Raw genomic sequence first — 13,158 nt, 5'->3', positions numbered from 1 at the left:
TTGGATGGTTATAAAAAATATAAAACCCTTATCATTGAGAGGTAGATGATAAAACATCGATATAGCCTAATTACTAAATATTTTTTTATTATATAGTAATTGCTATTAAAATGATTAAATTATTGAAAGAGTTGATATGATATGACAACGGGTTTGATTATTACGCTAGTGATTGGATCTATTATTAAATTGTTAATGAGCCCTCCCAGTATAGCTGTGGCATGGGGAGTAAGTAAATTTGAACTTCATAAAAAACTTGATTCAAAAGATGTTACGGTAACATTTAATGGAAAGGATTTAGAAGAGGAAGAAAAAAATAGATTTACAGACTATTTTAATAAAGCTTCCTTTTTGAAAAAACACTATATATTTCCGGGCAATGAAAAATTATTTTTACAGCCAGAGACTAATGTTACTCCATTTGTCATCAACGTAAAAAGAGGCAAAAAAGATGTTGATTTCTTTGTTTTTAGTTACGACAATCACGTTGATGTAGTCAAGAAGTACAAGGAGAAGGTTGTTTCATATAGTATTAGTTCTGAATACCTACAAAATTTTACCATTTTAACTACGAATGCAAACCATTAAAAAGGTTTTTCGAAAAATTAGGGATTCGGTCGGGGCTTCGGTCACTAACGTAGAATCCCTTTTTTATTACCCTGAAAATTACGTGAGTATAGTACCGGAATTATCCTCCAATTCAATTGAATGGAGGATTTTTTTATGGGGTTATATTACTACTCATCCCAGCACTCAATACTTGATGAACGACTTTCTTTAAATCGTGGTTTTAGTCGTGTTGTTCTCCAATATGACTTAAAAGCGATTCTGTCAATTCTCGCCTTATTTGCGTAATATGTTTTTCCATGAGTTGTTTGGCTTGATTTGCATCACCAGCTGCGATTGCTAAGAAAATTTCTTTATGTTCATCAATGGTCTCTTGCGTGCGTTCTGGATCTTTCAAGCGTTGTCTTCGGGTAACACGGATTGTGTCTTGCATATGTTCACTAAGGGTTTGAAATAATTGTAAAAATATTGAATTATGTGAAGCGAGAACAATATTAATATGGAAACTTAGGTCAGCTTGAATTCCTAATTCTACATCATTTTTAACTCGATCCATCATTTCTAATGCTTTACCAATTCGTTCTAAATCTTCAGAAGTGGCTCGTCGTGAAGCTAAAAAGGCACATTCAACTTCAAGTGCCTGGCGAAGTTCTAACATTTCATATATTAGTTTTTTTTCAGTTTTTATGATCGTAGATGAAAGTTCTTCTCCTAATGAATGGTATTCTGGTGTTTTGATAAAACTGCCACTGCCTTGTTTAATTTCAATAATTCCTTTGATTTCAAGCTTCCGAAGTGCCTCTCTAACCGATGTTCGACTTACATTAAAACGACTCGCTAATTCTCTTTCTGTCGGGAGTTTTTCTCCGGGCTGTAATTCCCCATTTAAAAAATATTCCCTTATTTGATCAACAATTACTTGATATGCTTTTTTCTTTGGTTGTGGCATTACCTATGTCACTCCCCTCAAATACGTAGTACTATAAATGCTTTAATCATACAGAAATACTTCTTGATTAGCAATTTAATAAAAATAATAATTATTGATATTTTCTGAATATTTAGTACAATAATAAAGGTTGGACCAATTTGAAGAATTCGATAAATTGGTATGACATATATATTTATAGTTCAAACAACTAAAATACCATTAACAAATACTTTGAAAGAATGAGCGTAAAAAGGGGAGAATAAAATGATTACAACAAATGAGGAATTAGTGATTGCTCTACGGAGTGTTCTTACTGAAAGCCAAGTAACGATCAATCAAACGATTTTAGAACAACATAGCAGTGATGAATCGTATCATAGTGCCAGTCTACCGGATATTGTTGTGTTTCCGACAACGACGGAAGAAGTGAGTTTTATTATAAACATAGCAAACCAATACAAAGTACCGATAGTACCATTTGGAAGAGGAACAAGCTTAGAAGGGCATGTTATTCCTTATGACCACGGGATAACGATAGATTTTTCTCTGATGAACAAAATATTAGAAGTTAGGGAGAAGGACTTTCTCGTAAAAGTTCAACCAGGGGTGACGCGTTCTCAGTTGAATAAAGAGTTGAAAAAATACGGATTGTTTTTCTCTGTGGATCCGGGAGCAGATGCAACACTTGGGGGTATGGCAGCAACAAATGCTAGTGGAACAACATCCGTTAAATATGGGGTTATGCGCGATCAAGTTCGAGATTTAGAGGTTGTTCTCTCAGATGGTACGGTAATTCATACGGGGAATTTAGCAGAAAAATCTTCATCTGGTTATCATTTAAACGGTCTATTTGTAGGGTCTGAGGGAACGCTCGGTTGCTTTACTGAATTGACGCTAAGAGTCTATGGGATTCCTGAATATGTTATGGCTGCTCGAGCATCCTTCAAAACAGTCAATGATGCTGTCGAAGCAGTCGTTAGTATTTTACAAGCGGGAATTCCAATTGCAAGAGTTGAACTGGTAGATGAACCTTCAATAAAACAAGTGAACTTGCATAGTAAAACAGCTTATGAGGAACAACCAACCTTATTTTTAGAGTTTCAAGGCAATGAAGCTGGCTTAAAGCAAGACGTTGAATTTATGAAGGAGATTGTAGCAGCGTACAATTGTGAACATATTGATTTTGAGGGCGATAATGCAGCTCGAAATCAACTGTGGGAAGCTCGCCATAATTTAGCTTACGCCTATGTTCATGGACACCCAGGAAAAAAACTAATGGTGACCGATGTTTGTTTACCGATTTCCGAGTTAGCAGGTGCTATTGCCCATGCGAGAGAAGCACTAGATTTATTAGCGCTTACAGGTGGGATTGTTGGCCATGTCGGTGATGGCAATTTCCATGTTCTTTTAATGATTGATATGAATGATTCTAATGAAATAAAAAAAGCTGATGAATTTAATGAGTTGATTGTGATGTATGCACTTGAACGAGGGGGAACTTGTACAGGAGAGCATGGTGTCGGCATTGGTAAACAGAAATACCAAGAGAAAGAACATGGTAAAGCATTGCTTGTGATGGAAAAGATTAAACAAGCGCTCGATCCTGACGGACTCTTAAATCCAAATAAAATCTTAAAAATAAAGAAAGAGGGAGTGGAAATATGAAAATTTTAGAAGCCATTAGTACGATAGCTGGAAAATACTTTGCCGTATGGGTCATCTGTATAGCAGTTATTGCCTTTGTAGCTCCAGATCCATTTTTAATATTTGGGGGATATATAACGATTTTGCTAGGCATTGTTATGTTTGGTATGGGGCTGACGTTAAAAGCGGTTGATTTCAAACTGGTCATAACGAATCCAGTGCCAGTCATCATTGGTGTATGTGCCCAATATATTATCATGCCACTTTCCGCTTTTTTAATTGCGTATATTATGAACTTACCAGCGGAATTAGCTGCAGGGCTAGTCCTTCTTGGCTCTGTTCCAGGGGGTACTGCTTCAAACGTCATGGTGTATCTAGCTAAAGGCAATGTACCATTATCAATCACAATGACATCTTTTTCGACGTTATTAGCTCCAATTGCAACACCATTAATACTACTATTACTTGCAGGTAAATGGATGCCGGTGGATCCAATGGCGATGTTTACTTCAATTATTCAAGTAATCATCTTCCCAATTATACTAGGTATTGTTGTAAGAAGATTTGCTCCACGTGTCGTAGAAAAAAGCATGAATGTCATTCCACTTATCTCAGTAGTTGCTATTATGATCATTGTCTCTGCTGTTGTTGCGGGTAATGTTAATAATATCGCTTCGGCGGGAGCCATTATTTTTGCGGCAGTAGCGCTCCATAATGCATTTGGATTGCTGTTTGGCTATTTAATAGGACGTGTATTAGGACTTGATGAAAGTAATCGAAGAGCTATCTCTATTGAAGTTGGCATGCAAAACTCTGGTCTAGGTGTAGCGTTAGCTACTGCTCATTTTGGTCCCTTAGCTGCCCTACCTAGTGTTCTTGGCGCTGTTTGGCATAATATTTCTGGTCCGATTCTCGCTACTTATTGGTCGAAGAAACAGGAGAACGTAAAGAAACAGCTTAATGAACAGATTCAGGAAGGTAACGGTGGAACTCATATTTAACTTCTTTAAAGCAAATGTCTTTTGTAGCGAAAGTGCAACGTCAGTTACAAATGACATTTGTACCGAAAGCCTAGCGACAAGTACGGTGAGGCTGAGCATTATGCACAGGGAAACTACATGTGGAAGGAAGCGGTGGAGGTTACTCAAACGCATGTAGCTCAAATCATCCTTGCTGCATTTACCCGCTCCGGTTCTCCGCTGGACAGTGGCAGGCTATAAACTAAGCTGGCTGCCAGTTGTTTAAAGCTTCCTAACGCAATAGGGATCTATACATCCGGCACCGTATTTCAGCCTGAACTTTTTCTGGATATGGCTGAAGGCATGAAGAATGACGACATGTTTCCTTTACTGAATCTGGTTTATTTCGGCCTGGTCGGAACGGAAACCGAGGTAGATGGATATACCTATGGGCTAAAAGCCTTTGGCAAGGATGAAATTGAAATCCTGGACAGTCAAGCATCTCCTGCCGAGCTACGTGAGTTTTTGATTACTATTTCCGGATATATTGTAGAAGAGAATGTCACTTTAAGAGATGGAGAAACGATCGGCTTCTCAGCAGAGCAAAAGCTGCCAATTTCCCGTTCCGAGGGAGTTTATGTCGGTGGGGATACTCTCAAAATTAAATACTAGTCTCATGCCAAAAAGGCACCGTAGCAGGTGCCTTTTATGCTGCATAATCAAAAATACTTTGCTTAACTAATAGCGAATTTCCGACCGTAAGTGAGGGAAGTAATACCATCTTTTTCAGCCTTTAAGATGTCAGCTTCATCATATTTTGAAATGCTACTGCCAAATAAAATACCTTTTACATTTGTATAGCCTAATAAACTTTTGGTCGATCCTTTATTCCGCTTGGTTTGTTGTTTTCTTGTTTCGGATGTTGTGCCTATTGAAGTATCTTATTCGCATATGATTAGGACTAGTTCGCTCTTGAAAAATATGATTTATGAAATTGATTCATTTATTAAAATATCTTTATGTTGTTTAGAAAGGTTAACCAACTTAAATTCACCTTTGCGTATATCTCTTTTTATGCTGTTTAGCTCGTTCCAAGCCAAATCATAAAGAGATTTATCAATGATGCCATTCAAATAAGCTTCTTCTAATTCATCAGCATCTTTTTCAATCAACTCTCCCGATGGCAACAAGATAAGATCTAAAAATAGATCATCCATATAAGGAACATTATTTTCTATTGAGTTTTTATAGCAAATATCGATATACCATTGAATTATTTCTCCGTTAGCATCAAACATTGTTGTTACAGAATGATTTTTCTCAAGAGGAAATTGTTGTAACCATATGTAGCCGTTATCAACAATACATAGGTTTTTCTCTCCATAATTCACGAATAAAGGTTCAGTAACTCGGATTGTTTTTAATAATGTTATAAAACCCTTAAATTCACTAGTATCAAGGTATGACTGACTATACTTTCTTTCTATAACTCGTTGCCATTCTGAACGGTTTCCAAACTTTCTCTTTAGCATCCTGATCCTCCAAATTCATTTAAAATAATGAGGATACAATTCTTTATGCCCCCATATCCATTTTTTCATCTCAATGATCATTTCTTCATAGTTAGGTACAGTAAATGAAAAATCTTTTCGTGTGTTAACTTGTGTTTTATCAATGTTTACGAGCTGATATGGACGGATAGTTACTTTATTTTCCTTGAAGTGCTTATTGAATAATTGCAGTAAATCAAACTTTGAAATACTACTATTGTTGACGAGGTGATAGAGGCCTGTTGTCCCTTCGATTGTTGCACGTTCAATTGCTTTTGCTAATGTTAGGGTAGTAACTCCGGTCCATATTGCGCCAGTATAGCCGTCAATAGTATCGTGCTGCTTCATAAACCAATGAAAGAGGCCTATGCCATCCTCTTTCATATCAGGGCCGATAATAGAGTTGCGAAACGTCAGATGTTGAGTGCTTTCAATTTCCCCTAAGCCCTTCGTACGGTCATAAAAGGTTACCCCGTCGCGAAGGCTTTTTTCATGATAGGGAGCGGCTTTTTCCTGAAAATACACAATCCGTACTCAAATGAATAAGCTTAGTTTTCCTGTTTTTTAATAAAGATACAATGGCATGAGGCAAATAACTATTGAGATATATGCTCTTCTCACGGTCCGTTTCACAGGCATCATTTAATATACCAATACAATTGACCACAAAATCATAGTCGTGATCTAGTAATAGTGACCTTAAAAAATTTGAATCAGTAATATCTCCCGTTATATTTTTTCCGTATGAAAAGGCTGTTCTTGAATAGGTTGTCACATCATGCCCTTGAGAGCATAAATAGATTGAAATCGTGTGACCAGCCATTCCAGTAGCGCCAAGAACTAAAAATTTCAAGGTTTTCCTCCCATCCAATTATGTAATTCTTCTTGAATGAAAGGGAGCTTCAATAATTTTTCTTTTATTTCTGCCACGGACAGTATTTTCGTATTAGTAGAGTTGTATTCATCGGTTAATGTAATTTTAGGAGAGCCCTCATCAAGATATTTTCCATAATTTAAATCTCGATTATCGGCAGGGATTCTATAAAAATTCCCCATATCAATGGCCTTTGCAGCTTCTTCCTTTGTTAATAACACTTCGTAAATCTTTTCACCATGTCGTGTTCCGATAATTTGTATCTTATTTTGAGCTTGAAAAATTTCGAGTAGGGCCTTGGCTAAATTCTCAATAGAAGCAGCTGGTGATTTTTGCACCATAATGTCCCCGTTATCAGCATGTGAGAAGGCGTATAAAACTAGTTCTACTGCCTCATCAAGACTCATCATAAAGCGTGTCATTTTTGGATCTGTAATCGTTAAAGGCTTGCCAACTTTAATTTGTTCGATAAATAAAGGAATAACAGAGCCTCGGGAAGCCATTACATTCCCATATCGTGTACCGCAAATCAAGGTTTTATCTGGATGAACCATTCTTGACTTTGCAATAAACGTTTTTTCCATCATGGCTTTTGAAATGCCCATCGCATTTACTGGATAGGCAGCTTTATCAGTAGAGAGGCAAATAATTTTTTTAACACTTGCTTGAATAGCAGCCGTTAAAACATTATCAGTACCTAGGATGTTTGTTTTAACTGCTTCCAGTGGGAAAAATTCACAGGAGGGGACTTGCTTGAGAGCGGCAGCGTGAAAAACATAATCGACATCATACATCGCGTTGTGAATGCTTTGAATGTCACGTACATCGCCAATAAAAAATTTAACTTTCGGATTCTGATAGAGCTTACGCATATCATCCTGTTTTTTCTCATCCCTTGAAAAGATGCGAACTTCCTTAATGTCGGTATTCAAAAACTTCTTTAATACCGCATTGCCAAAAGAGCCAGTTCCACCTGTTATCAGTAAAACTTTATCTGTAAACATTGTATTGTCAATTACACCTCCTGCATGGAAATAATGGCGTTATTTTAATCCTCTTCGGTGTAAATCGTATTCAGAATTTTCCCTTGGGAAGTTATACCAGTATGCCAATTCATTTGTGTATTTACTTGTTGGGTTTTTATTCATTAAGGCACAATTAAAATCCCAATCCCCAGCAATATCCTTTCTCATCGTAAATTTTGCATCACCTATTAGACTTCTTCGAATGATTTTAAACTGACCAGGTAAACTGTAACGATTGGATTCATCTTTAATAAATGCATAGCCAGCCTTTGTTAACATGTTGTAATAATAAATGTCAAATTGACCATCTACTTGTGCTAAAACGTTTCGGATGGCGGGTAAATAATAATCATCACTATCGATGATAGCTATATAATCACCCGTAGCTTCTGCAATACATCGATTATAGGCTTCACTAGCACCCAAATTGCTTGGATGAACTAATATTTTTAAGGCATGACATTTTTTTTGATAGTTCTTTAATATGGCTAAAGTATTATCAGTTGAGCCGTCATCGCAAATGATAATTTCATAGGCATATTCTTTAGGGATACTTTCCAGCATGGTCAATATCCACTCTTCACTATTGTAGGCAGGTGATAAAAAGCTAATATTCATGTAAACCCTCGATTCTTTTATAGTTATTAGAAGTGTCCAATAGGCGTAAGCAGGAACATTGATGTTGTTTACTTTGTCGATACAAAGGATTCTTTATTACAATATGCGTTGCAAGAGTTGCTCTGTAGGCAATTGTTTACATTAGTTAGTTCTATAAAAGAGAGGGACACTTTAAACATGAGGTGATTTTGCTAGAGGAGATGTTGTTCATGGTGCTTAAATATACTAATCTTTTCACGTTGCAAAAAGTTGTTGAATATTTGGATGAAAAACCATGCTAAAGTGTATTCTTGCTTGAATATGGGGGAATTCTTTTCTTTATTCCATTATTTCCTATATAATGAAAAATAGATTCATAATTTTAGACGATCATGGGTAGACACAAGGGGAGAATAAGATGGAAATATTTCAAGCAACAATGAATGAACTAGAGGAGCTAACAGTGCTTTTTGATGAATATCGCCAGTTTTATGGGATTGAGTCAGATGTAAGCAGTGCCAAGGCATTTTTACAATTACGAATCGCCTTAAAGGAATCCGTTATTTTTATAGCTGTGGAAAATGGCAAAGCTATTGGAATTGCACAATTGTATCCAACATTTTCTTCCATTGCATTACAGCGAGCATATATTTTAAATGATATTTATGTAACGGAAGATGCTAGAGGCCTAGGGGTGGGCAGGGCATTAATGGAGAAGGTATTTCAATATTGTGAGCAGCAGTATGCTCGTTATGTGACGCTCCAAACAGCAACTGACAATGTTAATGCGCGTAAGCTATATGAAAAGCTAGAAATGACACAGGATCAATATAGTAATTATGTTAAATATTTCGGTTAGAAAAAAATCATCTCGTCCATTACGGATGAAGATGCTTTTTAGTGTGTGTAATCTATAGTGCGCTAATCTAGCCTGTTTCATTAAGTATTTTTTTATTTTTCCTAGCATATTGATTAGGGAAATATAGGGTTATAATTGATTGATAAATTTTTAAAGCGCCCAGTCGGAACGGAAATCAACTCCATGTTATGGTGATGAGCTTCAAATAAAAATAGTTTAAATAAAACACCTAATACTCTTTACTTTAAATAGTATCGAATTAGTTTAAAACACTAACAGGCGTGTTGATTAGGGTGGATAAAAATGGTTAATCAACACACCTGAAACACTAATAAAATAATCCCCTAGATTTTTAATCATCTAGGGGATAAACCTTCACTTTTTTGAAAATTTAAATAGTTCCTTGCTACACTATCTTCAACCGAAAATACTAACCTTTTACTAAGTTTATTTTTTCGGTCCAAAGGGATTTATATCTTATTTTATTTCAAGTGTATATGGTTGAGTACTAGCTTTGCCGTAATATTCACTTACTTCAATATAGTAAGTTCCTTTATCGAGTTCGACTGTACCTACTTCAGCATCTCCAGCTCCGTAAAAATCTAAAGTTTGTACTGTTTTTCCGTTTGCATCAATAATACGGATGACGCCATCTAGTGCTTTTTCTGTTTGAAGAGAGAAGAACACATCGCGTTTGCTGTCGTTTTTAAATTCAAAATAGTCTTTATCGCCAAATGGAACCCCTGCATTTAGATATTGAGTAGCTACCCATTTACCATCTTTTTTCGTAAGTACAGTTGGTTTCGTGGGTACACCGTTAACTAATTTGGAATCTGCATCTTCATCTGCATTTTTATGATCAAACAAAGTTAAAGTATACGGTTGGATTGATACTTGTCCAACATTGCTTCCGTTAAGAACAATAAAATACGCGTGATCCTTTTTGGCTTTAAAAGAAGTATTTACATCTGTTGTTCCTCCAAGGCCTAGTAGTTGTTGAAGGATGTCTTCACTCTGTCCAAATGGAATTTCTGTTGCCATTTCTTCTGGATCAATTTTCTTATTACCATTTGTATCTTCTATAATGGAGCCTGAAAACTTCAAATCATTTTGAAGTTCTTTAGGTAATTGATCTAGCTGTTCTTTTGTATATGGTGCAGAAGAAATAAGAAGGCTCATGACTTCATCTTTGCCTTGTTGTCTAAAATAGTAAAAATCTGTATCATCTTGATAAATGAGATGATCTTTGTAAGTGATATTAGGTCCAATCGTTTTAGCAGTTTTTGGTGTATTGTTTTTTCTATTATACTCTTCTGGAATAGCTGCCATTTTACTTGTTTTAAGTGTATACGGTTCAGCAGAACGGTCACCAAGATTCATTACTTTTACAACATAGGTTTTATCCTTTTTCAATGCAATTGCCTTAGCTTCGTTTTCATCAATTGTTGATCCAAGAAGTAGACTAAGTAACCCCATATCATTAGTTAATGAAGAAACTGGGATTAATTCATTTGTTTTCTCATCGTATTCGAATATATTACCAGCTGGTGATTGGTTGATACCTTTTTGAATCTTGAAACCATAAACGGCATTTTCTTTAGCTGTAAACGTGAAGTAATCTTCATCATCTTCAGTTTGGAAGTATGCTTTTTGATCTTGACCAATATCAAAACGAATTGCTTGTTCCATAATCTGGTCAGCGTTTTCTGGTTGTCCCATTGCATCTGGGTTCATGAATATATTCATGAAATCATTTACTTGATTACGTTTTTTTGTTTTATATTCAGCTAAAGGTAAAAGATCCTTTTGTATGTTGTTTTCTTGCATTTCCCCATTAAATGTAAGGCCGTCTTCATCTTGAGGAAGGGTTACGACTTCACTTTTTAATGTGTAAGGAATGATTGATTCACTAACAGTTTCTTCAGTATTAATACCGCCGCTAAAGAACATATCAAGTAAAAAATTGTTACTGTTTTTATTAGATACGCTTATTACATACTCTTGATCTGGCATAGCATCGACAACCAAGTTTACTCCTTCGCCTTTATCCGTACCATAAGATGTTCGAATTGGATATGCCTCATCTAATCCTTCAGCATCGAATTCCTCTGTTGGTACATTAACTAAGTCTTCTTTTAAATAAAGCTCCATGGATGCAGTAACACCTGGAATCCCAGTTAAATCAAATTTCAGTGTCGTTGGTTCATTTACTGAAAATGTAAAATAATCTTTGTCACCTAGATGATCTTCAGAAAGTAGGGTATAGTTTTTCCCTGCTGTACTGAATGGGAATTTTTCAATATTCTCCATATGCTCCATATCTAGTGAATCAATTGGTAATTTATTAGTTGTTTGAGCTGTGAAGACATAGTTAGAATCGCCCTTTGAGCTATAGTTACCATTATGATCTTTAACTCCAATAAGAAGGGTTCCCTTTTGCTCTGCTTTATATAGGTATCCTTCTTGCTTGCCAACGCGAACATCATTGACGTTAATTGGTTCTACTTCTTTACTGTTACCTTCAGGGTAGAAGTACAAATCAAATGCATAATCATATTTGTTTGCACCGTTTAATGTCAGCTGAGCATATTCATTTTCATCTAAATTAACCTTGTACCATTTCTTTTCGTCCGGTTGGTTGAATGCACCTTTTTCAGTATTTAATGTATCCTTTTTAAGGACTTTAGCGTTTTTCAAGCGCTCTCCTTTTGTTTCTGAATACTGTTTTGGTAAATCTTTTATATTATACTGTAATGCTTTCACAGGATCTACTAGACCATGTCCATATGTAAGATCATACCCCGTCTCACCTAAATCCTTTGCAGTCTGTTCGAGAATAGCTTCTATTTCATAAGGCTTTAAATCTGGGTATTTTGATTTTAATAGGGAAGCCACACCTGCAACAACAGGAGATGCCATCGATGTTCCACTAAATTTTACAAATGATGATCCTTTTTTCTCATCATGAACTGTACTATAAATTTCTTCACCTGGAGCTACTAGGTCAACCGATGGACCATAATTTGAATAGCTTGATAGTTTGTTTCGATCATTCGTAGAACCTACACTAATAACACCTTCGTATGAAGCAGGGAAGGAGTAGTTATCTGTCGATTCATTTCCAGCAGCTGCGACAATGGTAATTCCTTTATCAATGGCTTTCTGAACTGCATCCTCTAACAGTGGAGATGTTCCGTAGCCGCCAAGGCTCATATTAATAACATCAGCGCCTTGCTCAATGGCGTAAAGGATGCCTTGTGCAATGACGAAATCATTGGAACCTTCTTTTCCGTTGAATACATCAATCGGAAGAAGTTTGGCTTTTGGATTAATCCCGTGTCCTCCAATGCCATTATCTTTTGCCGCGCCAATAATTCCTGCTACATGCGTTCCATGATCACCAGGATAAGAAGTATTGGCAGGTGCTGCAGCATTATATGGTGGTAGCACTTGAGATTTTAAATCTGGATGTTTAAAATCCACACCAGAATCGATAACGGCTACTTTTACATCATTGTTGCCCGCTAATTCTAGTGCTTTATCAATTTGAAGTAGGTTTAAATGATACATATCCTGTTTCTTTGGATCTGTTTTTGTGCCAAAGGAATGATACACATAGCTTGGGGATACACTTTTAACCCCTTTTTGTGTAGCATAATATGAAACTGCTTTTTCTAAATTTGTTCCTTTGTTCAGTTGGATAACATCGTAACCTAATGAAGGGATAGAGCGGATCACTTTTGAGCCAATTTTATTATGTACATTCTTATCAAGACCGGAATGTTTGACGATAATCGTATCCTTGCTAATCCATTCTTTTTGATTTTTAAATGTTTGGTCCTTATTGCTAGCTACTTTCACTAAATCTTGGTTCTTTGCTGTTTTTTGTGGAGCTTCAGCAAAGGCAGAAGTAGCAGGAACCATTAGTGCTGCAGATGCTACTAAAGCGATTGATTTCTTATTCCATTTCTTCAATTATATTTCCTCCTTGAATGTCTTATTTTGTGACATCTATACTAATACGAATGGACGATAGAAAAGTTTCGTAATAAAAATATATTTTTCCAAAAGAACCAATCCGTATTTTTCTATTTAATACATGGTAAAAAAGTTGCGTTAGCAGACTAAAAGGGGAGGGAGTTCGAATACCCT

Annotated in this window: 11 protein-coding genes and 1 pseudogene; 5 read left to right on the top strand and 7 right to left on the bottom strand. The window is 36.1% G+C overall.

From position 1 onward, the window contains the following. The first annotated feature begins 141 nt into the window (after positions 1–141). Positions 142–588, top strand: coding sequence for a YfmQ family protein (locus FJQ98_RS17585; protein WP_053594950.1), 447 nt, complete (start codon positions 142–144; stop codon positions 586–588). A 202-nt stretch (positions 589–790) separates the two neighbouring features. Here FJQ98_RS17585 and FJQ98_RS17580 read toward each other — a convergent pair whose 3' ends face one another. Then, on the bottom strand, positions 791–1,516 hold the full coding sequence (locus FJQ98_RS17580; RefSeq protein WP_053594951.1) for a FadR/GntR family transcriptional regulator: 726 nt from the start codon (positions 1,514–1,516) through the stop codon (positions 791–793). A gap of 246 nt (positions 1,517–1,762) precedes the next feature. Between FJQ98_RS17580 and FJQ98_RS17575 the strand changes: the two genes are divergently transcribed. The 3 genes and pseudogenes from FJQ98_RS17575 to FJQ98_RS17565 all read left to right on the top strand — a co-directional run. Further along, positions 1,763–3,163, top strand: a complete 1,401-nt coding sequence (locus FJQ98_RS17575) for an FAD-binding oxidoreductase (RefSeq protein ID WP_053594952.1) — start codon at positions 1,763–1,765, stop codon at positions 3,161–3,163. After that, a complete protein-coding gene (locus FJQ98_RS17570; protein WP_053594953.1) occupies positions 3,160–4,143 on the top strand; it encodes a bile acid:sodium symporter family protein in 984 nt (327 codons plus the stop codon). The genes FJQ98_RS17575 and FJQ98_RS17570 overlap by 4 nt, the downstream gene beginning before the upstream one ends. An 84-nt stretch (positions 4,144–4,227) precedes the next feature. Next, positions 4,228–4,773: pseudogene (locus tag FJQ98_RS17565) on the top strand (DUF4261 domain-containing protein); the annotation flags it as partial. A gap of 314 nt (positions 4,774–5,087) precedes the next feature. Here the strand turns inward: FJQ98_RS17565 and FJQ98_RS17560 are convergent. The 5 genes from FJQ98_RS17560 to FJQ98_RS17545 are packed head-to-tail and all read right to left on the bottom strand — an operon-like array spanning position 5,088 to position 8,168. Then, positions 5,088–5,633, bottom strand: coding sequence for a ribonuclease FAU-1 family protein (locus tag FJQ98_RS17560; protein WP_053594954.1), 546 nt, complete (start codon positions 5,631–5,633; stop codon positions 5,088–5,090). Positions 5,634–5,648: 15 nt separating this feature from the next. Beyond that, positions 5,649–6,176, bottom strand: a complete 528-nt coding sequence (locus FJQ98_RS26905) for an SDR family oxidoreductase (RefSeq protein WP_246494234.1) — start codon at positions 6,174–6,176, stop codon at positions 5,649–5,651. Next, the gene (locus FJQ98_RS26900; RefSeq protein WP_246494232.1) at positions 6,142–6,504 is read right to left on the bottom strand and encodes a sugar nucleotide-binding protein; all 363 of its coding nucleotides are present in this window, start codon (positions 6,502–6,504) and stop codon (positions 6,142–6,144) included. Before FJQ98_RS26900 ends, FJQ98_RS26905 begins: the two co-directional genes overlap by 35 nt. Next, on the bottom strand, positions 6,501–7,529 hold the full coding sequence (locus FJQ98_RS17550) for a polysaccharide biosynthesis protein (protein WP_053594956.1): 1,029 nt from the start codon (positions 7,527–7,529) through the stop codon (positions 6,501–6,503). The genes FJQ98_RS26900 and FJQ98_RS17550 overlap by 4 nt, the downstream gene beginning before the upstream one ends. 39 nt (positions 7,530–7,568) lie before the next feature. Beyond that, positions 7,569–8,168, bottom strand: coding sequence for a glycosyltransferase family 2 protein (locus FJQ98_RS17545; RefSeq protein ID WP_053594957.1), 600 nt, complete (start codon positions 8,166–8,168; stop codon positions 7,569–7,571). A gap of 397 nt (positions 8,169–8,565) precedes the next feature. Between FJQ98_RS17545 and FJQ98_RS17540 the strand changes: the two genes are divergently transcribed. After that, positions 8,566–9,006: a GNAT family N-acetyltransferase gene (locus FJQ98_RS17540; protein ID WP_053594958.1), complete on the top strand. Its 441-nt coding sequence runs from the start codon at positions 8,566–8,568 to the stop codon at positions 9,004–9,006. A gap of 477 nt (positions 9,007–9,483) precedes the next feature. On the opposite strand, the gene FJQ98_RS17535 is transcribed toward FJQ98_RS17540, so the two are convergent. Beyond that, a complete protein-coding gene (locus FJQ98_RS17535) occupies positions 9,484–12,981 on the bottom strand; it encodes a S8 family peptidase (RefSeq protein ID WP_053594959.1) in 3,498 nt (1,165 codons plus the stop codon). Positions 12,982–13,158: the final 177 nt, after the last annotated feature.

Source organism: Lysinibacillus agricola (genome assembly GCF_016638705.1).
GTDB classification, from domain to species: domain Bacteria; phylum Bacillota; class Bacilli; order Bacillales_A; family Planococcaceae; genus Lysinibacillus; species Lysinibacillus agricola.
This window is presented reverse-complemented; position numbering and strand designations above follow the sequence as displayed.